The 24,692-nt window shown below is 36.1% G+C and carries 25 protein-coding genes, 1 tRNA gene and 3 pseudogenes; 4 read left to right on the top strand and 25 right to left on the bottom strand.

From position 1 onward, the window contains the following. Positions 1-5: 5 nt before the first annotated feature. A complete protein-coding gene (locus tag ATZ99_RS04920; RefSeq protein ID WP_068748124.1) occupies positions 6-1,166 on the bottom strand; it encodes an LL-diaminopimelate aminotransferase in 1,161 nt (386 codons plus the stop codon). Between the two features lie 42 nt (positions 1,167-1,208). Continuing rightward, a complete protein-coding gene (dapF, locus tag ATZ99_RS04915; RefSeq protein ID WP_068748123.1) occupies positions 1,209-2,051 on the bottom strand; it encodes a diaminopimelate epimerase in 843 nt (280 codons plus the stop codon). 178 nt (positions 2,052-2,229) lie between these two features. On the opposite strand from dapF, the gene ATZ99_RS04910 reads away from it, so the two are divergent. Continuing rightward, entirely contained in the window at positions 2,230-3,963 is a 1,734-nt protein-coding gene (locus tag ATZ99_RS04910; protein ID WP_068748122.1) for an Rqc2 family fibronectin-binding protein, read from the top strand. On the opposite strand, the gene pyrR is transcribed toward ATZ99_RS04910, so the two are convergent. From pyrR to ATZ99_RS04850, 12 genes are all read right to left on the bottom strand, one after another. After that, positions 3,946-4,482, bottom strand: coding sequence for a bifunctional pyr operon transcriptional regulator/uracil phosphoribosyltransferase PyrR (gene pyrR, locus ATZ99_RS04905; RefSeq protein ID WP_068748121.1), 537 nt, complete (start codon positions 4,480-4,482; stop codon positions 3,946-3,948). The two genes, ATZ99_RS04910 and pyrR, sit on opposite strands and share 18 nt — an antisense overlap. After that, a complete protein-coding gene (locus ATZ99_RS04900) occupies positions 4,439-5,401 on the bottom strand; it encodes an RluA family pseudouridine synthase (protein ID WP_068748120.1) in 963 nt (320 codons plus the stop codon). The genes pyrR and ATZ99_RS04900 overlap by 44 nt, the downstream gene beginning before the upstream one ends. 24 nt (positions 5,402-5,425) lie before the next feature. Next, positions 5,426-5,875 carry a signal peptidase II gene (gene lspA, locus ATZ99_RS04895; protein ID WP_068748119.1) on the bottom strand — a complete coding sequence of 150 codons (450 nt, stop codon included), beginning with the start codon at positions 5,873-5,875 and terminating at the stop codon, positions 5,426-5,428. A 129-nt stretch (positions 5,876-6,004) separates the two neighbouring features. Continuing rightward, positions 6,005-6,646, bottom strand: coding sequence for a TraR/DksA C4-type zinc finger protein (locus tag ATZ99_RS04890; RefSeq protein WP_068748118.1), 642 nt, complete (start codon positions 6,644-6,646; stop codon positions 6,005-6,007). Between the two features lie 9 nt (positions 6,647-6,655). Next, positions 6,656-6,913: a DUF5665 domain-containing protein gene (locus ATZ99_RS04885; RefSeq protein ID WP_425428288.1), complete on the bottom strand. Its 258-nt coding sequence runs from the start codon at positions 6,911-6,913 to the stop codon at positions 6,656-6,658. A 100-nt stretch (positions 6,914-7,013) separates the two neighbouring features. Continuing rightward, a complete protein-coding gene (locus ATZ99_RS04880; protein ID WP_083947352.1) occupies positions 7,014-7,712 on the bottom strand; it encodes a 5'-methylthioadenosine/adenosylhomocysteine nucleosidase in 699 nt (232 codons plus the stop codon). A 19-nt stretch (positions 7,713-7,731) separates the two neighbouring features. After that, on the bottom strand, positions 7,732-7,983 hold the full coding sequence (locus tag ATZ99_RS04875; RefSeq protein ID WP_068748116.1) for a TM1266 family iron-only hydrogenase system putative regulator: 252 nt from the start codon (positions 7,981-7,983) through the stop codon (positions 7,732-7,734). A 4-nt stretch (positions 7,984-7,987) separates the two neighbouring features. Beyond that, complete coding sequence (locus ATZ99_RS04870) at positions 7,988-8,512, bottom strand: DivIVA domain-containing protein (protein ID WP_068748115.1); 525 nt, start codon at positions 8,510-8,512, stop codon at positions 7,988-7,990. A 20-nt stretch (positions 8,513-8,532) separates the two neighbouring features. Beyond that, positions 8,533-8,970, bottom strand: a complete 438-nt coding sequence (locus tag ATZ99_RS04865) for a cell division protein SepF (RefSeq protein ID WP_068748114.1) — start codon at positions 8,968-8,970, stop codon at positions 8,533-8,535. Between the two features lie 2 nt (positions 8,971-8,972). Further along, a complete protein-coding gene (locus tag ATZ99_RS04860) occupies positions 8,973-9,692 on the bottom strand; it encodes a YggS family pyridoxal phosphate-dependent enzyme (RefSeq protein ID WP_187694823.1) in 720 nt (239 codons plus the stop codon). After that, entirely contained in the window at positions 9,656-10,852 is a 1,197-nt protein-coding gene (locus ATZ99_RS04855) for a biotin/lipoyl attachment domain-containing protein (protein ID WP_068748113.1), read from the bottom strand. The genes ATZ99_RS04860 and ATZ99_RS04855 overlap by 37 nt, the downstream gene beginning before the upstream one ends. A gap of 24 nt (positions 10,853-10,876) precedes the next feature. Next, positions 10,877-12,277 carry an MATE family efflux transporter gene (locus ATZ99_RS04850; protein WP_068748112.1) on the bottom strand — a complete coding sequence of 467 codons (1,401 nt, stop codon included), beginning with the start codon at positions 12,275-12,277 and terminating at the stop codon, positions 10,877-10,879. Between the two features lie 174 nt (positions 12,278-12,451). Here ATZ99_RS04850 and ATZ99_RS04845 point away from each other — a divergent pair. After that, positions 12,452-12,528: transfer RNA gene (locus ATZ99_RS04845), tRNA-Pro, on the top strand. A 107-nt stretch (positions 12,529-12,635) separates the two neighbouring features. On the opposite strand, the gene thrB is transcribed toward ATZ99_RS04845, so the two are convergent. The 11 genes and pseudogenes from thrB to ATZ99_RS04790 all read right to left on the bottom strand — a co-directional run. Beyond that, positions 12,636-13,532: a homoserine kinase gene (thrB, locus tag ATZ99_RS04840; RefSeq protein ID WP_068748111.1), complete on the bottom strand. Its 897-nt coding sequence runs from the start codon at positions 13,530-13,532 to the stop codon at positions 12,636-12,638. A gap of 47 nt (positions 13,533-13,579) precedes the next feature. Continuing rightward, positions 13,580-14,629, bottom strand: a complete 1,050-nt coding sequence (gene thrC, locus ATZ99_RS04835; protein WP_068748110.1) for a threonine synthase — start codon at positions 14,627-14,629, stop codon at positions 13,580-13,582. 4 nt (positions 14,630-14,633) lie between these two features. Next, positions 14,634-15,905 (bottom strand): homoserine dehydrogenase, encoded by a 1,272-nt coding sequence (locus ATZ99_RS04830; protein ID WP_068748109.1) that lies wholly within the window; start codon positions 15,903-15,905, stop codon positions 14,634-14,636. A 23-nt stretch (positions 15,906-15,928) separates the two neighbouring features. Continuing rightward, on the bottom strand, positions 15,929-16,372 hold the full coding sequence (locus tag ATZ99_RS04825; protein ID WP_068748108.1) for an ACT domain-containing protein: 444 nt from the start codon (positions 16,370-16,372) through the stop codon (positions 15,929-15,931). Between the two features lie 187 nt (positions 16,373-16,559). Further along, on the bottom strand, positions 16,560-17,438 hold the full coding sequence (gene citG, locus ATZ99_RS04820; protein WP_068748107.1) for a triphosphoribosyl-dephospho-CoA synthase CitG: 879 nt from the start codon (positions 17,436-17,438) through the stop codon (positions 16,560-16,562). 50 nt (positions 17,439-17,488) lie between these two features. Beyond that, positions 17,489-17,980, bottom strand: a complete 492-nt coding sequence (citX, locus tag ATZ99_RS04815) for a citrate lyase holo-[acyl-carrier protein] synthase (protein WP_068748106.1) — start codon at positions 17,978-17,980, stop codon at positions 17,489-17,491. After that, positions 17,977-18,993: pseudogene (citC, locus tag ATZ99_RS12120) on the bottom strand ([citrate (pro-3S)-lyase] ligase). Before citC ends, citX begins: the two are co-directional and overlap by 4 nt. A 2-nt stretch (positions 18,994-18,995) precedes the next feature. After that, positions 18,996-20,535 (bottom strand): annotated as a pseudogene (gene citF, locus ATZ99_RS04805) (citrate lyase subunit alpha). A 4-nt stretch (positions 20,536-20,539) separates the two neighbouring features. Beyond that, a complete protein-coding gene (locus tag ATZ99_RS04800; protein WP_068748105.1) occupies positions 20,540-21,409 on the bottom strand; it encodes an HpcH/HpaI aldolase/citrate lyase family protein in 870 nt (289 codons plus the stop codon). 66 nt (positions 21,410-21,475) lie between these two features. Continuing rightward, positions 21,476-21,739, bottom strand: a complete 264-nt coding sequence (citD, locus tag ATZ99_RS04795; protein WP_068748104.1) for a citrate lyase acyl carrier protein — start codon at positions 21,737-21,739, stop codon at positions 21,476-21,478. Beyond that, positions 21,736-22,491, bottom strand: a pseudogene (locus tag ATZ99_RS04790) (methylaspartate ammonia-lyase); the annotation flags it as partial. The pseudogene ATZ99_RS04790 and the gene citD, both read right to left, overlap by 4 nt. Positions 22,492-22,592: 101 nt before the next feature. On the opposite strand from ATZ99_RS04790, the gene istA reads away from it, so the two are divergent. Both istA and istB read left to right on the top strand, forming a co-directional pair. Next, positions 22,593-23,822 (top strand): IS21 family transposase, encoded by a 1,230-nt coding sequence (istA, locus tag ATZ99_RS04785; RefSeq protein WP_068748102.1) that lies wholly within the window; start codon positions 22,593-22,595, stop codon positions 23,820-23,822. Next, positions 23,819-24,589, top strand: coding sequence for an IS21-like element helper ATPase IstB (gene istB, locus ATZ99_RS04780; protein WP_068748103.1), 771 nt, complete (start codon positions 23,819-23,821; stop codon positions 24,587-24,589). The genes istA and istB overlap by 4 nt, the downstream gene beginning before the upstream one ends. The last annotated feature ends 103 nt before the right edge of the window (positions 24,590-24,692 follow it).

The following is a 24,692-nucleotide window of genomic DNA, read 5'->3' as shown; positions in this document are numbered from 1 at the left end:
TTTTTTTAAAAAGAAATTTTTTTGATTCTTTCCATTGCCTCCATCAATCTGTGGTCAGGGGTTGTAAGAGATATTCTCACATAACCTTCCCCGTATTCTCCATAAGCGCTTCCGGGGGTTACAACCACAGCAGCCTGCTCTATCAACTTTTCCGCAAAACTCGAAGAAGAATACCCTTCCGGAACTTTTACCCAAATATAAAATGTAGCCTTGGGTGATTTTACATCTATACCAATTTCTCTTAAAGTATTGACAACCAGGTCTCTTCTCTTCTTAAAAATATCGTTCATCTCTTTTATGCTATCCTGAGGCCCGAGTAATGCTTCAATGCCCGCTTTTTGTATAGCTGTAAATTGACCGGAATCCACATTTGTTTTAACTATGCCCAGACCTTGAATTATTTCACTGTTGCCCACAGCATAGCCAATCCTCCACCCGGTCATTCGATAAGGCTTCGACAAAGACCCGAACTCAACCGCTATATCCTTTGCTCCCGGGAAGGAAAGAATGCTTGGGGCTTTATATCCATCATAGGTAATTTCAGCATAAGCGCTATCATGACATAAAATTATATCATACTTTTTAGCAAGTTCTATTGCCTCCATAAAAAACTCTTCACTTGCCACGGCCCCTGTCGGGTTATTAGGATAACATAAAAACATTAATTTGGCTTTCTTTAATATTTCTTCATCTATTTTAGAAAAGTCCGGGAGGAAATTATTCTCTTCCAGTAACGGCATTGTATAGGGAATTCCTCCGGCAAAAATTGCAGCAGTTTTGTATACGGGATATGCCGGATCCGGTATTAAAACATAATCTCCAGGGTTTACAAAAGCTAAAAATATATGAGCAATTCCTTCCTTTGATCCGATTAAAGCCATTACCTCACTCCTGGGATCCAGACTAACGTTAAAGCGATTTTTGTAATAAGTAGAAACTGCTTCTCTAAATTCGAGAGAGCCTTCATAATCCGGGTACCTATGGTACTCTTTGACTTCCACCGCTTTTTTCATCGCTTCTACTATATTTGGTGGTGTCGGAAGATCGGGATCTCCAATTCCTAAACTTATTACATCTATACCCTTGCTTTTAAGTTCAGCTATTTTTTTGTCAATTTGCGCAAAAAGGTAAGGTGGTATCTTCTTTATTCGTTCTGCACGTTCCAACTTTAACCCCTCCAAATTTATGTAAGTTTTTTAATTATATGATTATAAATATGATAGTTCCAGTTCTCCGCTAAAGACTTCTTTTGCAGGCCCAGTCATGAATACTTTTTTATCTTCCATTATTTCTATAAATAAGTCACCTCCCGGCAATTTTACTGTAACTTTATCCTTAACAAGTCCTTTTTTATGGGCAGCAACCGCGCTTGCACAGGCACCCGTACCACATGCCAGTGTAATTCCCGCTCCCCTTTCCCACACTTTCATCTTCAATTGGCTGTCAGAAATTACTTCAACAAATTCTACATTCGTTCTCTTTGGAAAATATGGGTGATTTTCAATTTTGGGACCCAAACCCTCTAATTGAATACTTTCCACATCCTCGGTAAATATTATGCAGTGGGGATTCCCCATGGAAACAGCGGTGGCTTTAAAACTACTATTATCTACAATTAAATCAAAATCAACCGCTTCTTCCTTAGTATTTCCCTGCATAGGAATATCTTCCTTTAATAAACTGTAATGTCCCATGTCAACTTTAACCGCTTCTACTATATCCTTATTGACTATAATTTCGGGTTTTATAATTCCTGCTAAGGTTTCAATTTCCATTTTCTTTTTATTAACTATTTTTCTCGTATAGGCATAAAGGGCAAAGCATCTGATCCCATTTCCGCACATAGTAGCTTCGCTGCCGTCGCTATTAATTATCCTCATTTTTAAATCAGCAATATCGGAAGGCAACAAAATTAAAATACCATCTGCACCAATACCAAAATGTCTATCACAAAGAATTTTTGCTTTTTTTTCAATGATGGATATATCTTCTTTAAAACCATCAATTACAATAAAATCATTTCCAAGACCGTGCATTTTTGTAAACTTCATTTTTCACCCTCGCCCTCTGTTTTACGCTAAAAATCATTAGTATTTATTATATCATTTAATTTTTTTCAATACAATATTTGTCATTTATGCAAAATTTAAAATAAAAATTATGTATAATATGTATGATATAATTGAAAAAGATAAAAAAGATTTTTAAGTAAAATCTGAGGTGAAAATTATGCCCCTTGACGGAATTACTCTTTACGCTTTATTATCCGAAATAAACAATAAAATTATAGAAACTAAAATTGACAAGATATACCAGCCCAGCATCCATGATGTATTATTTTTTTTGAGAAAGGGTCGAGAGGAAATAAAACTCCTTTTATCCTGTCATCCTTTGGATTTTAGAATATCCTTACTTGGGACGGATGAAAAAGAAAATCCCATTACCCCTCCTCCATTTTGCATGTTATTGAGAAAACTACTGCAGGGCGGAAGGATAATTAAGATATCTCAGCTTAGTTTGGAAAGGATTATAACCATAAAAATTGAAAATCTCAACGAATACGGAAAAATTAAGAATTATTTTTTAATAGCAGAACTTATGGGAAAACACAGCAATATTATTTTGATAGACGAGGAAGGAACCGTACTTGATGCTATAAAGAAAATTGGATCGGATGTTAATAGGGTAAGGGAAATACTTCCCGGGCAAAAATATGCTTTTCCACCCGCAATCGAAAGGATTAATATTCTAACAGAAAGTGAAAACAAACTGTATCAAATGCTGAAATGCAAGGAAAAAGAAGAGGATTTCTATTTTGAAAAATGGATTCTGGATAACTTTTGCGGTTTCAGTAAAGTAGCTGCAAAGGAAATTTTGTATAAATCATCGATAGAAAATAAGGAAATCCCACAAATTTTTTTAGAACTCAGGCACAACTTGATGGAGAGAATTTTTATTCCAACTATTTTTTATGAAAAAGAAAGCAGAAAACCTTTTGACTTCTGGATTTTTCCGGTGTTGCATTATAAAAACCGCTACATCGAGAAAAAAGTAAACACGGTAAACGATGCTTTAGAGGTCTTTTATAAAGAAAAACATAAATATGAAGAATATACCCAATTGAAGAACAGTTTATTAAAGCTATTACATGACTACTTAAAAAAGCAGATAAAAATATTATCTCAAAAACAGGAGAATCTTTCCGAAACAAAAAATAAGGAAACATATAAAATTTACGGGGAACTAATTTTGGCAAATTCCTTCAAAATAAAACAGGGGGATAAACAAGTAATATTATATAACTTCTACAATAACGCAGAAGAATTTATTACACTGGATGAAAAATTAACTCCCTCACAAAATGCACAAAAATACTTTAACCTTTATAAAAAACTCTCCGCCAAAGAATCGATAATAAAAGAGCAAATAAATAAGATAACCCAGGAAATCTATTATATTGAAAATACAATTTTTTCTGTAGAAAATGCGGAAAACTTAGAAGAGCTTTACGAAATTGAAAAGGATCTGGAAAAGGAAGGTGTTATTAAAACCTCCCATATAAGAAACGAAAAAGTTAAACCTTCAGAGCCTCTTAAATTTATCTCGTCCGAAGGTTTTACAATACTTGTGGGCAAAAACAACAGGCAAAATGATTATATAACTTTTAAAAAAGCATCTCCTGAAGATATCTGGCTACACGTAAAGGATTTTCCTGGCTCCCATGTGGTCATTTTGACCGAGGGAAAAAATGTAAGCGAATCCACGCTTTTAGAAGCTGGAATCCTGGCAGCTTTTTACAGCAAAGCAAGACATGGAAGTAAAATTGCTGTAGACTTTACATTAAAAAAATACGTAAAAAAACCTCAGAGAGCAAAACCGGGATATGTAATATATGATAATTATAAAACATTGTTTGTTACCCCTGAGGAAGAAATAATAAATAAGCTATTTTTGAAAGATTAATACGCAGTCTTCACCATCAATTTCTTGAAGTTTTACTTTTACCACCTCATCGTTGGATGTAGGTACATTTTTCCCCACGTAATCAGGGCGTATGGGCAGTTCTCGATGGCCCCTATCAATTAAAACGGCTAATTGGATTGCCTTTGGCCTTCCCATATCAATTACAGCATCGAGGGCTGCCCTTACCGTTCTTCCCGTATAAATAACATCATCTACCAAAATGATAATTTTACCTTTGACATCAAAAGGTACATGCGTAGTATTGATTAGTGGTTTTTCGGATAATTCGGAAAGGTCATCTCTATAAAGGGTAATATCTAAAATTCCTACCGGTACTTTTATCCCTTCGAACTGATATATTTTATTTGCAATCCTTTCAGCCAGCGGAACTCCTCTCCGCTTTATACCAATTAAAGCAATGTCCATGGCTCCCCGGTTTTTTTCCAATATTTCATGGCTTATTCTGGTAATTGCTCTATCCATTAATTTCTGGTCCATAATCCTTGCTTTTTCCAGCATGACCACACTCCTTTCTCAAAAAATCTAAGATTTGTTTTATATCCTCCGGTAGCGGGGCCTCAAAACTAACAAATTTCTGCGTAGAGGGATGCCAAAAACCTAATTTGTAAGAGTGTAAAGCCTGACCTTTAATATTGAAGGGATTCTTTTTTTTAGAATACAAAGGGTCTCCTACGACGGGATGCCCTATAAAGCTCATATGAACCCTTATTTGATGAGTCCTTCCAGTCTCCAGATTTACTTCTATAAGAGTGAAATTTTTAAACCTTTCCAGCACTTTAAAGTGCGTTACAGCCCTCTTCCCATTTTCTACTACAGCCATTTCCGTTCTTTTGAGGGGATGCCTTCCAATAGGTGTATCTATTGTAGCCTTTTCTTCGCTTATTACCCCAAATACGAGAGCTAAATAGGTTTTTCTAACTTTTTTTTCCTTGAACTGCATTACCAAATTTCTATGAGCCCTATCATTTTTTGCTACCACCATTACTCCAGAAGTATCCTTATCCAATCTATGGACAATTCCAGGTCTTATAAGTCCATTAATACCCGATAAATCCTTAGTATGATACAATAAAGCATTCACAAGAGTTCCTGAATAATTACCCGGTGCGGGATATACTACCATCCCCCTGGGTTTATTTATCACCACAATATCCGAGTCTTCATAAATTATATTCAAAGGAATGGGTTCGGGGTCTATACTGTATTTTTTGGGTTCAGGGATTTCAGCAACAATTAAATCACCGCTCTTTACTTTGTAATTAGCCTTGGAGATTTTCCCATTTACTTTAATCCATCCTTCCTCGATTCCCTTTTGAATATAACTTCTCGAGATATCATCTATTTTTTCCGTTATAAATAAATCAAGCCTTTTTTTGACGTCCTCTTTATCTACAACGAATTCAAAGTATTTATTCAAAAGAAGCCCTCCCGAGCTTTAAACTTAAAATATTTTTATTTCGTCCTTTTCAAAAATTAATATATACGAAAGAATCAGAACTCCGAACACCACAGCAATATCCGCCACATTGAAAACCGGCCAAACTCTCAGGTCGATAAAATCAACTACATAGCCCAACCTTATCCTATCCAAGAAATTTCCAATTGAACCACCGAGAATTAAAGCTAAGGAAAATTTTGTGATCTTTGAACTTTTAATACCTTTGACCAATAAAAATAATATAAATAAATTAACAATTAATGAGACAATAGCAAAAAAAGGAATATTCCCCTCTAACAAGCTAAAAGCTGCACCTCGATTTTTTACATATGTAATATAAAGAATTGGATTAATGACAGGAAAAGATTCATAAGGATTCATTCGGGTTTTTACAATAAATTTAGTAATTTGATCCAGCAAAACAACGATTGCTGAAAATATTATAAATACCACTTAATATTCCTCCTGGATTTTAAATTGTTATTCACCGCAAAGGTTTAATTAATTTTTATTATACTATATATTTTCCTATTATTGATATACCTAAACAGTATTAAAAAAATCCCGCATCAAAGCGGGATTTCATCTTCCAAGCTCGTTTTTCTCATTTTCATCAATATCATTGTTTTTTATGATTTTATCTGCCCTATCGGTAATTCCCCTCCTTTCATTTCCATCAGTATATACATCTTTATAATCCCTGCTTCCAGGTTCATCCTGGGGAGTGTTTGCCGTGCCGTAACGGGCTACATCCTGCCATGCATCTTCTCCATCATAAGCAGCATATTCGGTATCATTAAGAAAGCTTCGACCAAAAGGAAAGCTCAATGTTTCCTCTTCCACCGGTCTTGACCTTCTTGATAAATCCTTCTCTTCCTTTCTATTGCAATCGGCGCACAGGGTGGTGTAAGGAATAATTTCCAACCTTTCTTCCTCTATTTTTTTGCCGCAGCTTTCGCAAATACCGTAATTTCCTTCTTCCAATTTCTTCAAAGCGTTATTTACCTTAATAAGCATAATTCTTGCATTATCTCTGATACCAAGATCTTTTTCCCTTTCAAAAGTTTCATTGCCCAAATCCGACGGATGATTATCGTAAGAAGATAGTTCTCCGACGGATTCTTTCAAAGCATCCGAACCTCTTTTATTTAATGTATCTATTTGAGACTCCAATTCCTGTTTTAAATCCAATAGTTTTTTTTTGTAATAATCCGGGTTTTTCATTCTCTCACCTTATTTTGTTGATAATTCGTTCTGTACAATTTTTATTATATCCGCTATAAAATCACCAATAACCGGCAGTTTTAAAATAACCATTTTTTGCAAAACATATATAACCAGAGCTCCCAATAGAGTAAAACCTATTGCCATCCCAAATCCCCGGGCTACCCCTGCTAAAAAATTCAGATAAAGAAGCCTTGACGGATTTCTGTATAGCTCCAAATACTCGGTCAAATTTAATTTTTCAATTCTAACACTTAATTCTTCCATTTTTTCAATTATTTTATTGAATAACGCATTTACATTATCATCGTTTAACATAATATTTCTCCTTATTAGGATTATCAAAACATAACTTATTTATTCCCACTTAAATAATTTCGATTAAACCTTCCACAATTTCCGCCGAAGTCTTAGAAGCTAATTCAACGAATTTTTTGTAATCTAAAAGAGCAATGCCATCCGCTTTATCGGAAATACTCCTTATCACGACAAAAGGTATCCGGTTCAAGAAGCAAACATGAGCAATTGCCGCACCTTCCATCTCAACACAAAATCCATCAAAATTATTTACGAGATATTCTACCATTTCTCTGCTGTTTACAAATTTATCCCCCGTTAATATCCTTCCTTTAATTATTTTATTATCTTTTAAAATTTTTTTGCCGGTATATAGCGTTTTTTCCACAAGTTCTTCATCCGCATTAAAAACCTTTACTCCCATATTGGGTATTTCGCCCACTTCATGTCCAAAAACAGAAGCATCCACATCGTACTGTATTAAATCCTTTGATACAACAACATCTCCCGTTTTCAGGAAATCCAAAAGACCTCCTGCAACCCCTGTACAAATTATTCTTTCCGGTGAAAATTTGTCTATTAAAAACTGGGTACATAAAGCAGCATTGACCTTTCCCACACCGCTTTTTACAACTACAACCTTTTTTTGCCTAATTTCCCCAAAATAAAAATCTAAATGCAAATGGCGTAATTCCTTAACATCGCTCATTCTATCACGTAGTAGTCTTATTTCTCTATCCATTGCACCTATGATTCCAATAATAAGCAATCATCCTCTCGCTTTAAGCTTATACCGTAACGGCAGATTTTACCTTTACTCCATTAATTTTCCCCAGTTTTCCCGTCAATGCCCCCAGTTCATCGGTGGTGGCATCAACAATTAACGCAATTACCGAAATCCCTCTTTCCCTGTAAGGAATACCCATCCTTCCCACAATAAGATGTGCATATTGGGAAAGAAGGGTATTTACTTTTTCTGCAGCTTTTTCCCTGTCAAAAACTACAATTCCAATAACGGAAACCCTTTTCGTATCCTCCATAAGGTCACCTCTTAAATAAAGAATCTTCATCGCAGGTAAAAGCTGCTTCCTTTAAAGAACACGTTTTCTCATCTATAAAAAATTCAAGACCTATTGTATCGATTGTTTCCAACTGGGCTTTTAAAAAATTTACAAACCGCGTTTTAAAAATTATAAATTGTTTTATTATTTCTTCCTGCTGTACCAAAATACGCTTCCTTTTATTTTCAGCATCAGATATAATATCCTTGGCTTTACTTTCTGCTTCTTTTAAAATTATCTCTTTTTCTTTCTCCGCATTTATCCTTACTTCTTCTGCAGTCTTCTCGGCCAATACTATAGCCTTTTTTAAGGTAGTTTCCAAATCTTCATATCCTCTCACTCTTTCGGATAATATTTTTATTTCTTCTTTTAATTGCTGGTTTTCTTTATAGATCTTTTCATAAGCTTCAGATACTTTTTCTAAAAAATCTTTTACTTCCGTCTCATCAAATCCCCTGAAAGATTTTTTAAATTCCTTCTTTTGTATATCAAGCGGTGTTAAACTCATAAATCAACTCTCCTTAAAGATCATTTCTTTTTATTAAAAGGGAGCAATTCCCCCTCATTTTCCTTCATTGTATTTTCTATATCCATTCCCGAAATGTCAATATTACTGGGTGTAAATACAAAAGTTCCGCTACCAACTTTTTTTACACTGCCATCTAATGCATATACGCTGCCGCTTAAAAAATCTATTATTCTCTTTGCATTCTCTTTGTCAATACTCTCTAAATTCACTATCGCCGCTCTCTTGCTCTTAAGCTCATCCGCTATTTCTTCTACATCTTCAAAACTCATCGGTTTAAAAACCATCATCTTATTTTTTGGAATTTGATGGATGTTTATTATTCTACCTTTTTCCCCCTTTGAGTTTGAAACATTAAATTCTTCCACCTTTTCTTCCGATAAATCGTCATCAATTCCTAAAAAGTAGAGGATTTTTTTAAAAAAACTTTTATTCCCCATTTTCACCTCTTCCTTTCTCCAAAAATTCCGGTGCCAATTCTGACCATATTTGCGCCTTCCTCTATTGCCACATCAAAATCATGGGTCATCCCCATGGAAAGGTATTCCATTTGCGTATTATGTAATTTTTTTTCTTTTATCCTTAGAAAAAGTTCATACATTTTTTGAAAATAAGGTCTGACTTTTTCGGTATTTTCGCAAAAGGGCGGTATTGCCATTAGTCCTTTTACCTTAACATTTTCCAATGAAGCTACATTTTTTATCAATTCTTCAGCTTTATCGTAAGTTATTCCTGATTTTGTAATTTCGTTTCCTATATTTACCTGAATTAAAACATCCATAATTTTATTTTTTTCTTTTGCCCTTTTATCAATTTCCTTGGCTAATTCAAAATCGTCCACCGATTGTATCATGGAAAATAATTCTACCGCGTACTTTACTTTGTTTCTTTGAAGATGACCTATCATATGCCACTGGGCTTCATTTTTCACCTTCTCCTTTTTTTCTTTTGCTTCCTGAACCCTGTTTTCTCCTACAACCTTAATACCGCATTCTATAGCTTTATCGATTTTCTCCGGGGTGACGGTTTTGGTAACTGCCACTAATATTATTTGCCTCGGATCTTTATTAGCCTTAATCGCCGATTCATGAATTTTATAACTTATTCTTTTAATATTTTCCTCTATCAAAAAAAGTTCATCAAAGCCTCTTTGAAATTCCATAACAATCCCCTCTTGACGAGAATTATATCACCGGGTTTTAGGCCTCCGACCACTACATTTTCGCCCTCTTCAAAAATAACCTCCACGGGTTTATATATTAATTTGTCCCTTTCTCTAATAAAAACCCCGTCCTTATCCCCCACTCTTATTATAGCAGATTTTGGCAAGGTTATCCCTTCATAACGTTGTAAAATTATTTTAAATTTTTCTTTTCTCTTTTCATAAAGGCCAGGTAAATCTTCGTTAACATAAAATAGCAGTCTATTATTTCCTAAAATTTTCTCCAGCTTAGCAGCAAAATTTTCTCCCGATGATGATTGCATATTATAGTAACGGCCCTTTTTTAAATTTTTTTCTTTGCATTCAGCCAGTATGTAAATATTAAAATTATCTACAATTTTTAACACTTTTTCGTTTTCTTCCACATAATCCCTTTTCTCTATTTTGGTATCCGTATTATTAACTGAAAAAAAATCAATCTTTCCCAATTCATCTTCCTTATCAAAACTCAATTTTTCTTCAAAACCATCTAAACAGAAACTTACGACACCAGAAATCGGGGAATAAATAACCGGTTCAATTAAACTTTTTTTATTTTCTAATTCGGAGATCTTCTCTTGAATTATTTCAATATTTTTTTGCCTTTCTTTTAATAATCTTTCTCTTTCTTCATATAAGGATTTTAGTTTTGCCTTCAACTTAAATTTATCTTCATCTTTTACTTTACCGCTATAAAGAATTTTTTCCAGTTCATCAATAGATTTATTTAATGTTTCTAATACGGGTATTGATGAATTTTTTTCATCTTCCAGCTGTCTTCTCAAATTTGATAAATCTTCTTCTATTTTTTTTGTCATTTCAAAATCCGTAACTACTTTAAAAAGCGGAGTCCCCACCCTTACCCTTTCACCGGATTTTACGAGATATTCGATTTTTCCCCTGTAAGGGGAAGTGATCACCTTTTCATTTTTTAGTATTATACCTTCCGTTTGTATAAAATCACTTACTTTGTTAATCCCGGCTATTACATACTTATTTGAAAATATTAAAGATAAAAGGAAAAATATTAATAAAAAACATAAGAAAAGATATATTATAAACCTTTTGCCGGACTTTTTTCTTCTTTTTAAAATCACTACTTTGCTGTTATTTACACTCATATTACTCACCCGTAAATTCTGAAATTATATTTTTAAAAACTGCCATTTTTCACTTTTTAAACGATAATAATATAATATTGATCTTACAACCCAATCTATAAACATAGCAATCCATGCTCCTATGATGCTTAGATGAAAATATCTCATAAATACCGCGGTCAGGCTAAGTCTAACAATCCACATCCCCACAATATTAACGTATAGTACAAAACGAGTATCTCCGGCCCCCTTTAATGCTCCCGAAATCACAAAACTTATAGCCTCAGGAATTTGGGTAAAAGCGACTATTCGCAATAGCACAACAGCCCTTTTAATTATTTGCGTATCATCGGTATATATTCTTAAAAAAAATACAGGAAAGATAAAAAATAAAAAGCCCATTATACCCATTGTAATAACAGCCATTCTGTTCGAAATGGATACACTTATCCTTGCCCCCTGGAAATCCTTAGCCCCAAGTTTTAAACCGGTTAATGCCGTTGCCGCCGTAGCAAAACCAATTCCCGGCATATATGAAAAAGATTCCACATTTATACTAATTGAATGAGCAGCATACAAAAGCGTTCCTAAGGATGCCACTTGTCTGGCATATTGCATTTGCCCTGCAGAACTAATGATCCTTTCCAAAGCTGCTGGAACGCTTATGTATATTATCCTTTTAAATAAATCATAATTAAATCTCTTTACCAATTTCAAAAATTCAATATATAGAATACCCTCTGGGTTTTTTAATTTATAGAAGATAATCAGTGCGCCTATAAACCTCGATATGGAAGTTGAAATACCTGCTCCCAGCGCTCCTAAGGCAGGAATCCCAAACTTCCCAAATATTAAAATATAATTTAGTATTATATGGATGATATTTAATTGTAAATTCACAATCATTGGAGTTTTTGTATCTCCAACTCCCCTTAAAGCTGCAGTGATGATTGTAAATAAAAAGAAAAACATCATTCCGGGCATCATGGCTCTAAAATAAACCGCCCCTATTTCTTTTACCTTTTCTTCTGCATTCATAAAATCCAATATTTTTTCTGCAAATATAAACCCCGAGATTACCAAAAGTAATCCAAGTATACAAGAAAAAATCATTGATTCCACCAAAACTAATCCTGCTTCTTCATCATTTTTGGCACCTTTTGCGCGGGCACAAAAGGTAGTCGTACCCACTGAAAGGCCCATAATTATTGAATTAATAAGCATGAAAGGCTGCATCGATAAACCAACGGCTGCGACAGAAGTGGCGCCCAGTCGTCCAACCATTGCCATATCAACTACCTGAGAAACCATCGCAAGAGTTTGCTCAATAACTACGGGCCATGCGAGATTCCAAATAGATTTTAATACGGGATACGTTTCCTCATTTATGTTAAACACTTTTTTAAAAAATTCTTTAAAAAATTTTTTCAGCGGTAAATCCTGCAAAGTTTATATCCTCCTGATTATATAGATAGAGATTATATTTAGAAATATAATATTTATTTTCTACAAAACAGGAAAAACTCCTTTTAAAAAACTATATAAATTGTCTTACCAAAAAATTTTGTTATGCCCTTGCAAAATTTATAAATATCAATTATAATAATACCTGTAGTTAATCGGGCTGTAGCGCAGCTTGGGAGCGCACTACCTTGGGGTGGTAGGGGTCGTGGGTTCAAGTCCCGCCAGCCCGACCATTTTTATTTTAGCAATTATTTAGTATAAAAAAGTAATAAATGAGGCAGGTTTATTACCTGCCTCATTTATTACTTTTTTATTATAATATTTTTATTTCTTTCCGATATTAAGTGCATACACTTACTCCCTCATTACAGGGATTCAAAATCAAGTATTTTGCTTTTATGCCAAAATTGTTAAAAGTGCCTACCATAAACTTCCCTGCTTTCTCCGCATCTTTTTTATCACATATTCCTGCAATCGAAGGACCTGCACCGCTTAAAAAAACACTTAAAAGTCCTTTTTCCATTCCTCTATTTATAATTTCCTCCATACCCGGTATTAGAGAACTTCTGTAAGGTTGGTGCAATTTATCCCTGCAGAGCACATCCAAAAAGGAAAAGTCCTTTTGTGCCACACACGCAACGAAGAGTGCAGTTCTGCTCATATTGTAAACTGCATCTTTTAATGAAATTTTCTCAGGCAGTACCTTTCTTGCATCGGAGGTTTTTAAATGAAATTGGGGTACTGCAACAACAAAACACAGTTCTTTTTCAGGTAAACTAAATTTTTTATAAAAAACCTTTTCTCCATCAAACAGGGAAACGGTGAAACCCCCTAAAAGAGCCGGAACTACATTATCGGGATGCCCTTCTATATTTGTAGCTATGTTGATAATTTCGTCCATTGAAAGGGGTTTTCCCAAAAGTTCATTTACAGCTACGACACCACCAACAATTGCAGCAGCACTACTACCAAGTCCCCTGGCAAGCGGAATATTATTTATTAGTCTTATATGTAATTTTCTTTCAAAACCAAAACGGTCTATTACTTTTTTTGCCGATTGGTAAACCAGATTTACTTCATTCTCAGGTAAAATATTTTTACCTTCATTTAACACCTCTATTTTTAACTCATCAGAAAAATTCATTTCTATTATATTAAAAAGGGAAACAGCTACTCCGAGGGTATCAAAACCCGGACCCAAATTTGCTATAGTAGCAGGAACTTTTACCCTTACCATTTTCATCCATCCTTTGATACTAATTCTAAATTACAACCACATAATTTTTACTTAAAAATTATTTTCACCAATTCATTTATATCCGGAGCTGAAACTGTAAAATCCTTTTCTAATTTCATAGCCGTTTCTGGGTCCTTCAAACCATTGCCGGTTAATACGCACACTATTTTTCCCTTTTCCTTAAAAAATCCTTCTTTGCAAAGTTTTATAACACCGGCCACCGAAGCGCACGAGGCGGGTTCTGCAAAAATTCCTTCTTTTTTTGCTATTAAAGAATAGGCATTCATTATTTCATCATCTGTAACCTTGTCTATAATTCCCTTTGATTCTTCCTTTGCCTTTACAGCCTTTTCCCAGCTGGCCGGATTCCCTATTTTTATAGCTGTAGCTATGGTCTGCGGATTTTCTATTATCCTGCCTTCCACTATGGGTGCCGAACCGGCCGCTTGAAAACCAAGCATTTTGGGAAGCTTAGATATTTTTTTAAAAGAATAATACTCTTTAAAACCCTTCCAGTAAGCGGTGATATTTCCAGCATTACCAACGGGAATTGCTAAAAAGTCCGGAGATTCTTTTAGCTCATCACATATTTCAAATGCAGCAGTTTTTTGTCCTTCTATTCTGTCAGGATTAATAGAATTTACCAATGTTATCGGATAATTTTCCGAAATCTCCTTTACTCTTTTTAAAGCAATATCAAAATTCCCTTCCACTGCTATTATCTTAGCGCCATAAGCTACTGCCTGGGATAATTTCCCCAATGCTACCGAATTATGGGGAACCAAAACCGTACAGCTAATGCCCGCTCTTGCAGAATAAGCTGCCGCCGATGCTGATGTATTTCCGGTAGAAGCACAAATTACCGCTTTTTTCCCATTTTCTTTTGCCTTGGAAATTGCCACCGTCATACCCCTGTCTTTAAAAGAGCCGGTTGGATTCATGCCTTCATGCTTCAGGTAGATCTCGCATTTAGTATTTAAATATTCTTCTAAGTTATATGCCCTAATTAGTGGAGTATTACCCTCATTCAGCGTTACAATATTTTTCTTTTCCTTTACTGGAAGGTAGTCAAAGTACCTTTCGATTATTCCAGGCATTTTTTCAAACCTCCTCTTTCACTCTAATTACGTTAGATACTTCAGCTATATCGTCCAGGGAATTTATTTCATCCACAGCCTTTTGAATATTTTTAAAGGTGGTTTCATAAGTAATTACCACTATTTCCGCAATATTATTAATGGAATTTTTCTGTATCACCATATAAAGATTTATATCGTTCTTCCCAAAAATTCCCGAAATTTTAGAGAGCACACCGGGCTTGTCCATAGCTTTTATTCTAAAATAATAAGCCGAACGGAAAAGTTCGATAGGTAATACCCTTTCATCTCTGAAACATGTGCAATTTAGTCTATTTTTTTCATCGGTTTTTAATGCCTTTATAATATCCGAAACTACAGCGCTGGCAGTAGGCATTTTCCCTGCGCCTTTTCCATAAAACATGAGCCTTCCCACCGCATCTCCTTCTACTATTACCGCATTATACACATCTTTTACCGCACTTAGCGGATGCTCTTTCCTCAAAAGAACCGGTGCCACCAAAACAAAAATTCCATCTTTTGTACGCTGTGCTTCTGCAATCAGTCTTATTGTAAATCCCAGTTCCTGGGCATAATTAATATCGGTATAAGAAATACCATTTATTCCCTCAGTATACACCTTATCCGGCGTTATCCTTACGTTAAAGGCTATTGACGCGAGTATCGCTATTTTTCTTGCGGCATCAAGGCCTAAAATATCAGCAGATGGATCGCTTTCTGCATAACCCTGCTTTTTTGCCATTTCCAGCGCCTGCGAAAATTCTACCTTATTTTCTTCCATCTGGGTTAAAATAAAATTGGTGGTACCGTTCAAAATCGCCATTATATTGCCGAATTCATTGGCTATGAGACTTTCTTTTAAAGGTATTATTATGGGTATTCCTCCTGCTACACTTGCTTCAAAAAGGAGGTTCACTTTATTTTGTAGTGCCAATTCCAATAATTCCCTGCCATGTTTTGATATTACTTCTTTATTTGCCGTAACCACGTGTTTTTTATTTTTCAACGCTTGTCGAATATATGTTAAAGCAGGTTCTTCTCCTCCCATTACTTCCACTACAAGGTCAATTTCCGGATCGTAAATGATATCTTCCGGCTTATATGTAATAAGTTCTTTAATATATTCAGGTCTTTTTTTTACTTTATCCTTTACAAGGATTTTTTTTATATTTAAGGTTAAACCACCTTTTTTTTCAATATTGCCGTTGTTTTTTAAAATCAGCTCCACTACTCCGCTTCCTACCGTCCCGAAACCCAAAATTCCAATGTTATACAACTTTATCCTCCTTTTTGATCTTTTTATTCCTGGGCTAAAATTTCTATTTTTTGTACCCCGGGCTTTTGTTCTAAATTTTCGAGAAGTTCCTCAATATTTTTTGACAGTTCCTTGGTATCAAAGGAAATAGTTACACTTGCCGAACCCTGGATGGGTATGTTCTGATTTATGGTTAATACATTACCTCTCGCTTTCGCAATCTCTTCCAAAATGCCTGATAAAACCCCCGGCTTGTGCTCTAATATAAATGCGAGGGTAATAATTTTACCCAGACTGGCTTCATAAAAAGGAAAAATGTAATCTTTGTATTTGTAAAAAGCGCTCCTGCTAATTCCCACCCTTTCACAGGCTTCGTTTACAGTTTTAACTGCTTTTGTTTTTAATAGTTCCTTTGCTTTAACAGTTTTTTTTAACACTTCCGGTAGGATTTCTTCTTTTATAATGTAAAGCCCTTTAGTATCGGTCAAAGCTACACCCCCTGTCTACAGTATATATACATTTATCTATAATTGATAGACATTATATCACATAATGTTTCTTTTATCAATTTATAATTTTTATACTAAATTTTTACAAGAGACAAATTACAGCAATTTTTCTCAATTAAAATAAAAAAAACGCCTAATTTTTCTAATAATAGGCGTAAAAAAGAAGTTAAATTTCATCATTATTTTCCATTTTTTCAAGTTTGTAAATAATATAAGTAACTGCCAAAAGGTCCGCAGCTCCGCCCGGACTTATATTTTCCCTTATAAAATTCTTATCCATTTTCTCTATATATAATCGTCCCTGTTTGGTTGACATTCCACCTAAATAAATTGCATTTTTTGCATGGTCTTTCATAAGATATAAGCCTTTAAGGCCTTTTCTGTTTATCACAGTTGTATCTTCGACCTCAGCCATAATATGAATTAAAGAGTGGACTGACGAATCGTTTAAATTAAGTCCAATTTTTAATCCTTCCTCGAAAGCAGGAAGTCCATATTCAAGAACCGTGGGAAGACCCCTTTCCACCTCTCCTCTTATACCCTCAATCCCATACATTAAATAAAGCCTTTCTCCATTTGTAAGGTATTTATTCACATCAATATTCTTTAGCTCCCTTTCAACTATTCCTTTTGTTATATCTTTAATAATATTTGATATATTTTTTCTATCAAAAGAAAGATTTAATTTTCTGCACCTTCCCACACTTGCCCCTATAAGCCCACAAAGGAAAATAAGTCCCTTTTGAGTATTCACTCCAGAGGTCACACTAAACATATCCTTTTCAGCTAAAAAGCCTATTTTTCTTATTCTTTTTAAAATATCATCATCGTATTCAAGCCCTATCTGAACAAAATAGGGCATATATTTAGAAAGGGCAGCTGTACTTCTTAAAAAGGTATTGTAATCCATATCCCTATGGCTTCCCTTTGAAAAGGGTGAAACTAATCCCGGGGATGGATGGGACTTAACTTCAACAAGCATTCCTTCGGTCAAAATCCTGCCAACATTTTTTGAAAACTCATCTGTTAAAAGACTTTGTAACAAACCGCATCTTCCTTTACTAATTTTAAATTAATGCTATTTTATTGAAATTATTATCCTTTACTTATAAAATTTTGTATTTTTAAATTAATAGCCCTGACAACTTCTTCTACTTTGTGCCTCTTTTCCCTTGAACATTCCCTAACGTTTTTGCCGCAAAAGACGCATTTTCTCTCGTCAAATCCAAGTTCTCTCCTTGACACAGGAACTTCTCCTTCGTATATGTCTATATCAAAAATCCTTCCTAACGGGTGACTTTCTTCTATTTCAACACCTAACTTTTTTGCCTCAAACTTCTCCATATTTAATACGAGCAATAAGCTTTTTCCATCATAACCTTCATCTGTCTCCCTATGGATTATAAACTTTTTAAATTCTTTAATGAGTAGATAATACAACACATTAAAGGCAAGGTTTGCCTCTAATGTGTTTTTGTTATTCCCAGGGTAATTTATCTTTCCGCAAAGAACAGGAAGGTTATATTCTTCATAAAGCTTTAATATTTTTAAAAACCTTTTTTCCCTATCTTCAAGTATTCTTATCAATGGGGACTATCGCTCCTTTTTATTTTTTCTATTATTCCTTTTGCTTCTTCTGACACTAAAAAACTATATGTTGTCTCAGGAAGATAAATTTTTGTTTCTTCAATTCTTCCCTGCTTTATAAGACTTCTTACAAAGGATGCGCTAACTGGAGCATCTTTTATTTTCAATCTTTCAATTAATTTTACCTCAACTCCAAAGGAGGGTAAAATCTCCTTAAGGGCATTATTGTATGCATTTGTTACCTTGCAGTAAGGTTCTGTTCCTACATATCTTCTTTTTATATTAAATTCCTTTGCTATATACCTTCCAAATATTGCTGCATCAAGCCTTGCAAAAGCTGTTAATCTTTCATCTTCCCTCCTTAAAAAATAGCTTGGGAAGGTGGCTTAAGAGATTATATATTTTCCTCCAGACAAAACCTTTACATTCTTTAAATCCTTAACCCCTTCTTTTACAAGTTTTAATCTAACCTCAAAAGGGAATAAGGATTTATTTTCTTCAACTACGAAAACTACAACCTCATAATTCTCCCTCGATGCGGTTTCTATAAGGTATCTATGGCCTAATGTAAAGGGATTGCAGTTCACAACAAGGGCTGCCTTTTCATTTGAACTTAATCCACTTTTTAAAAAACTATTCTTTACATATTTTTGTATATTTGCAGCCCCTCCCTCAAGAAGAACAACATTTTCATTCCCTTCGACAAACCTATAGCCTAATCCTTCAAAGATAGCTTTATTTTCAGGTTTTGTAAAAATAAAAGTTTCATATATACCCTTGTCAAAAAGCTTATTTTGAATACTTGTTAAAAGCTTTGCTGCAATCCCTTCGTTTTGGAATTCTTTTGAAACTGCAAAATCCTTTATTATATACCCTGCCGCAGAACAAGTTCCAACTACTTTACCATCTTCCTTCGCAACCAAGGTTATTTCAACATCCTCATCTAGAGTGAGATCAAACTCCTTTAAAAAGTTTCTCACATCTTCTAAATCCTTTGTTTCAAAAATTTCCATAATTACCTCACCTGCCTTACAACATCAATGACGGTCCCATCCCTATACTCAATAACTGCAACTATTCTTTCATCAAACTCTATTTTTTCAGGAACACCTGTTAATCTCTCTGCCATGTTTTTAAGCTCTTCTATTGTGAATATCGGAAGATTTGAATCCTTTAGTCTTTCTAAAAGGTCCTTTCGTTTTGGGTTTATTGCAATTCCCCTTTCAGTAACAACGGCATCAATGGTTTCACCTGGGGTTGTAACTGTAGTTACCCTATCCACGATTATAGGAAGCCTTGCCTTTGTAATCTGAGTTACAACAATTGCAAGCTTAGCTCCTGCTGCAGTATCCGAATGACCTCCAGATCCTCCCATTATAATTCCATTTGATCCTGTTGTAACATTAACGTTAAAATCGGTATCTATTTCCGTTGCACCGAGTATCATAACATCGAGGTTATTTACAACTGCACCTTTATTGTGGGGATTGCCGTACATCGATGCTGACATTCCCTGATGGGCCTTGTTGTTTTTGTAAGACTCTACTGCTTTAAGGTCAAAGCACTGAACATCAAATAAGGTTTTAAACAATCCTTCCTCAAACATCTCCACTATATATCCCGTAATTCCACCTGCTGCAAAACTCCCCTTAATATTTTTTCTTTTCATAATGTCCTTTACATAGGCTGCAACAGCAAGGGAAGTTCCTCCCGCACCTGTTTGGAAGGAAAAACCATCTTTTAACAAACCTGATTCATCAATAAGCTGTGCAGCAAGTTTTGCAATTTTAAGTCCTACAGGATCCTTTGTTATCCTTGTAGTTCCAGAAACAATACCCTTAGGATCCCCAATTGCATCAACCTTCACAATATAATCAACATATTCCTGACTTATTTCAATAGGGCATGCTGGATAATCAACAAGATTATCTGTTATAGCAACAACCCTTTCAGCATACATCGCATCGGGAATAGCATAGCCTAAACTTCCGCAGGCTGACTTTCCTTCAACTCCGTTTATGTTTCCGTAAGTATCACAGGTTGGCGCTGCAATAAACGCAATATCTATACGTAGGTCTTTGCTTTCTATAGCTCTTGCCCTTCCTCCGTGGGTGTGCATAATAGCAGGATATTTTAAGAGTCCACAAGATACAGCCTCAGCGACAGGTCCCGACATATAAATTTGTATAAATTTGAGTTACAACTCCATTTTTAATATGTTCAACTAACGGGGCGTGGCATGGGAATATTGAGCTTGCCGCAACCTTTATATCTTTTATCCCCAGCTTTGCAACTTCCTCTAAAACCATGTTTAAAACATAATCCCCGTTTCTTAAATGATGATGAAAGGATAAAGTCTTTCCATCCTCTATGCCGCACTTTAAAAGTGCATCCCTTAATGAAGGTAGAACTTTATTTTCACCAGGCTTTACGCTTTTTATTTTTACTGAAGTTTTTTTAACTTCACCAATATTTTCATAAGCTCCTATAAAGGGTTTAACCTTTCCGTAGCCTTCTATGTATTCAGGAAGTTCCCTCTTTACTGTATTTATCATGCTATCACCCCTTTATAAGGCCTATGGCCTCTGCCTTCTCTAAGACATTCTTAGCCCTTGCAAGTACAGGAGCATCTACCATTTTACCATCAAGGGAAAATACTCCCTTTCCTTCCCTTTGTGCCTCATCATAGGCTGCAATAACCCTTTTTGCCCACTCTATATCCTCCATGCTTGGTGAGAAAACTTCGTTTATTATATCTATCTGCCTTGGATTTACAGCAGCCTTTCCTGTCATGCCTATAAGTTTTGCTCTTTGGCAATCCCTTTTTAATCCTTCAAAGTCATTTATATCCGTAAAGGGAGTATCTATTGCATCAACTTTTAGAGCTTTACATGCAGAAACGATCCTGCTTCTTGCATAAAAAATTTCCTCTCCTTCCTTTGTCCTTTTTACTTCCATATCAGCTGTTAAATCCTCAGCACCAAGCAAAACCGCAGCTACCCTTTTAGAAGATTTAACAATGTTGAATACATCCTCAACCCCAAAGGCAGTTTCTATAAGGGGAATAAGTTTTATACTTCCTAATTTAAAGCCTTCTTCCCTTTCAATAGTCGAAATAAGCTCATCTATCTCCTCAATTGCATCCTTCGTCGCCTTTGGAACCAAAAGGGCATCGGGCTTTACCCTTGCAATAACATCGATATCCTCATACCCAAGCTCAGTATTTAGAGAATTTATCCTCACAACTTTTTCACACCCATTAAAATCAAGCTCTAAAAGGGCATTTCTGACCAAAAACCTTGCCGAATCCTTTTCATCTACGCTAACCGAATCCTCAAGGTCCAAGATTATACTATCCGCCCCAAGTACAGGCGCATTTTGAATCATAGACGGATTATTCCCAGGAATATAAAGCATACTCCTTCTCATAAGGTACCACCTTTCACAAGTGCCATCCACTTTGGCATTTTGAAATTAGGATATTTCCATTCTTCGCTATTTTATTGCTCTTTTTATCGCTGTTTCTACCCTCGCTCTTATTGTATAATCAAGAGCACCCCTATCCTTTGCCACCACAAGGGCGTTTTCAACTTCAAGCTCTTTTAAAGTATCCATAATAACCTTTTCAATCTGCTTTCCAAACTGCTTTAAAACTATGCTATCAAGCTGAATTTCATTTCCTTTTTCGTTTGGATATACCATGATGTAGATATCGTTTGATTCCATCGTACCTGCCTTAGCAGGCTTAGTTATTTTCATAGCACCCCTCCCATTTTTTTGTTTATTCTTTCCCTATTTTTTGATAATGTTAATACCCTTTGCATTTCATTGTAGACTATCATAAATCCTTCATCAACACCCATTCCCGGTTTTGCAAGGCACTGGTCCGCATCACATGCTATAGCTATATTTGTTAAAACCTGTGCTGATCTATCAGTTTCATTGCAAGTTCCTCCGCAGTACGCTCCCATTTCGTGCTTTTTGCAGTAAAGTATTGCCTCCGCAACATTGTTTATTCCCCCAAGATCTGGAGTCTTTATCTGAATCATATCAGCAGCACCTTCATCAACAAATAGTTTAATATCTTCCAGGGTATTGCACCATTCATCCGCAACGATTTCAACTCGAATTCCCTTTTGCTTTAAAAGGTTTCTAAGTTTTTTAAGTGCTTCAAGCTGCCCTTCCCTATTTTCCACATCCACAGGCCCTTCTATCCTTAATTTAAATGGCTTTGCTATTTCCTCAAGTTCGCCCAAATAATTTGCCATTTTTTCATAGTCCATGTTAAAAGCTATTCCAATGGTTCCGTAAACATCTATATGAAGAATTGGATTATAGTCCTCTGAAGTTCTTAATTTTAGAATCCTATCCTTAAGCCAAGCTATATACCCTTTTAAAAGCTCTCCCTTTTCCCCAAGCTTTTCCTTTACGTTGTTTATAAGGCCATGCGGCAATACATCTGCACCCTTTAGAATCATCTTATCAACATTGATGTATCTATCATCGCCGGTGTCACCGCCGGTATATAATTGACCCAGGAGCAACGAAAAGGAATTGACCCACCCCCTGGCGAAATATCCCTCTGATACCAACACAGATCGGAGGGAAATAAGTGCTAGGGAGTGGATCTATTATCATGTTACACGAACTAAAAGCAAAGGGCAAGAGCATTCGTGCAATAGCACGAGAAGCCGGCCTTTCAAGAAATACAGTGAGGAAATATCTCAGAGCGCAAGGAATTCCTGAAAGGAAGCCTCATCCAAAAAGAGGCTCAAAGCTTGACCCATACAAGGATACCATTCAGGAGCTCATGAATCTCGGTATATTCAATTGCGAAGTCATCTATGAAAGGATAAAAGAAAAAGGCTATACCGGCGGACGCACTATCTTGAGGGACTATGTAAGACAATTCAGGCCTCCAAAAAAGGCCCCTGCCGTATGCCGCTATGAAACCAAGCCCGGCCAGCAGGCTCAAGTCGACTGGGGTGAATACACATACATTGACGAGGAAACCGGCGAAACACGTAAGCTTTATCTTTTCGTCATGGTGCTGGGATATTCAAGAGCCATATATGTGGAATTCACAAACCGGTGCGATGTCAATACTTTTATCCGCTGCCTCATACACGGATTCGAATACTTCGGCGGAGTAACCGACGTATTGCTCACCGACAGGATGAAAACCGTAATAATCGGCACTGATGAAAACAAAAAACCTGTATGGAACTCCATTTTTGAAGACCTTGCTGCGACGCTCGGCTTTACCCCTAGAGTTTGCAAAGCACGGCGCCCTCAGACCAAAGGCAAAGTTGAAAGCGGGATAGACTTTGTCAAAAGTAACTTTCTGCCGGGCAGGAAATTCACAGACTATGGCGACTTGAACCGGCAGGCTATAGTGTGGTGCGAAAATAAAAACAGAAGGATACACGGCACTACCGGGGAAAGGCCCATTGATCGCTTGAAGGAAGAAAAACTCAAACCCCTCCCCAATTATGACAGATACCAGAAGTTTATGGAAGAAGTGAGGAAAGTCCATAAAGATGGCCTTTTAAGCTTCGGCGGTGTAAGGTATGGCGTTCCCTGGCAGTATAGCGGAAAAGAGGTGGTTGTAAGGGATAAACACGGTAAAATTGAAATCCTCTATGATGGGAAGGTGATAGCAACCCACGAAAAGCAATACCGCTCAAGGGCCACGGTTTATGCCAAAAACCAGTATACCGGGCTAAAAGAAGCCGAAGGTATGCTCTATCCTAACCCGCGTGCATACAAGGTCTCTTCTCTGGAAGTTGAAAAGCGTTCTTTAGGGGTTTATGAAAGCCTGCTGGGGGTGGGCACAATATGATAGAGCTTGAAAAAGCAAAATCCAACCTTGAAGAACTGGGGCTTTTAAACGCAGCGGTTTTCATCGATGCTATTCTTGAAAGAGCTCAACACGCGAACGCGACGTATATTGAGTTCTTAAACGGCCTGCTCGAAGCTGAACTTAGCGAAAGACAAAGGCGGAACATCGAAGTGAGGTCGAAACTTGCCCGGCTTCCGTATAGAAAGACCCTGAGTGAATTTGACTTTACGTTCCAACCCAGTATTGATGAAAAGTTGATAAGAGAACTTGCAACAATGGCTTTTGTCTACAGAGCGGAAAACGTGATATTTCTTGGCCCACCCGGAGTAGGGAAGACACACCTTGCAGTAGGCCTTGCAATAGAAGCCCTGTCTCAGGGTATGTCGGTATATTTTACACGCCTTTCACGGCTAATTGAAGACCTCAAGAAGGCCAACAAGGAGAACCGTTTGGAAAAGAGGATGAGGATTTACACTGGGCCTAAACTTCTAATTATCGACGAAGTAGGCTATCTTCCGCTTGATGATCTTGGGGCTAACCTCTTTTTCCAGTTGATAAGCGCCCGGTATGAAAGGGGTAGTATTATACTCACCAGCAACAAAGGTTTTGGAGAATGGGGAGAGCTCATGGGAGATACCGTGCTTGCGACTGCAGTATTAGATAGGCTGTTACATCATGCTCATATAATCAACATACGGGGCAACAGTTATCGCCTGAAAGACAGGTTAAAGACAGGATTGTATGGCAACCCACATAACAATGCTTAATTTCTTAATTTAAAGAGGCCAGAGTGGGTCAATTTTAAGCCGTTGAAAATGGGTCAATTTAAACCCGCTATTGACATAAGTGTCACCGCCGGTATACAATTGA

Source organism: Thermovenabulum gondwanense (assembly GCF_001601575.1).
In the GTDB taxonomy this organism is placed as follows: Bacteria; Bacillota; Thermosediminibacteria; order Thermosediminibacterales; family Thermosediminibacteraceae; genus Thermovenabulum; species Thermovenabulum gondwanense.
Note: the sequence above shows the minus strand (reverse complement) of the source record. Positions and strands in the feature narration are given on the sequence as shown.

Excerpts from the sequence above, each read along its gene's own strand:
- dapF (WP_068748123.1), bottom strand. The coding sequence starts at position 2,051 with ATGAAGTTTACAAAAATGCACGGTCTTGGAAATGATTTTATTGTAATT.
- ATZ99_RS04910 (WP_068748122.1), top strand. The coding sequence starts at position 2,230 with ATGCCCCTTGACGGAATTACTCTTTACGCTTTATTATCCGAAATAAAC.
- pyrR (WP_068748121.1), bottom strand. The coding sequence starts at position 4,482 with ATGCTGGAAAAAGCAAGGATTATGGACCAGAAATTAATGGATAGAGCA.
- ATZ99_RS04890 (WP_068748118.1), bottom strand. The coding sequence starts at position 6,646 with ATGAAAAACCCGGATTATTACAAAAAAAAACTATTGGATTTAAAACAG.
- ATZ99_RS04885 (WP_425428288.1), bottom strand. The coding sequence starts at position 6,913 with ATGGAAGAATTAAGTGTTAGAATTGAAAAATTAAATTTGACCGAGTAT.
- ATZ99_RS04875 (WP_068748116.1), bottom strand. The coding sequence starts at position 7,983 with ATGGAGGATACGAAAAGGGTTTCCGTTATTGGAATTGTAGTTTTTGAC.
- ATZ99_RS04870 (WP_068748115.1), bottom strand. The coding sequence starts at position 8,512 with ATGAGTTTAACACCGCTTGATATACAAAAGAAGGAATTTAAAAAATCT.
- ATZ99_RS04865 (WP_068748114.1), bottom strand. The coding sequence starts at position 8,970 with ATGGGGAATAAAAGTTTTTTTAAAAAAATCCTCTACTTTTTAGGAATT.
- ATZ99_RS04860 (WP_187694823.1), bottom strand. The coding sequence starts at position 9,692 with ATGGAATTTCAAAGAGGCTTTGATGAACTTTTTTTGATAGAGGAAAAT.
- ATZ99_RS04855 (WP_068748113.1), bottom strand. The coding sequence starts at position 10,852 with ATGAGTGTAAATAACAGCAAAGTAGTGATTTTAAAAAGAAGAAAAAAG.
- thrB (WP_068748111.1), bottom strand. The coding sequence starts at position 13,532 with ATGGTAAGGGTAAAAGTTCCTGCTACTATAGCAAATTTGGGTCCGGGT.
- thrC (WP_068748110.1), bottom strand. The coding sequence starts at position 14,629 with ATGCCTGGAATAATCGAAAGGTACTTTGACTACCTTCCAGTAAAGGAA.
- ATZ99_RS04800 (WP_068748105.1), bottom strand. The coding sequence starts at position 21,409 with ATGAGAAGGAGTATGCTTTATATTCCTGGGAATAATCCGTCTATGATT.
- citD (WP_068748104.1), bottom strand. The coding sequence starts at position 21,739 with ATGAAAATAACTAAGCCTGCTAAGGCAGGTACGATGGAATCAAACGAT.
- istB (WP_068748103.1), top strand. The coding sequence starts at position 23,819 with ATGATAGAGCTTGAAAAAGCAAAATCCAACCTTGAAGAACTGGGGCTT.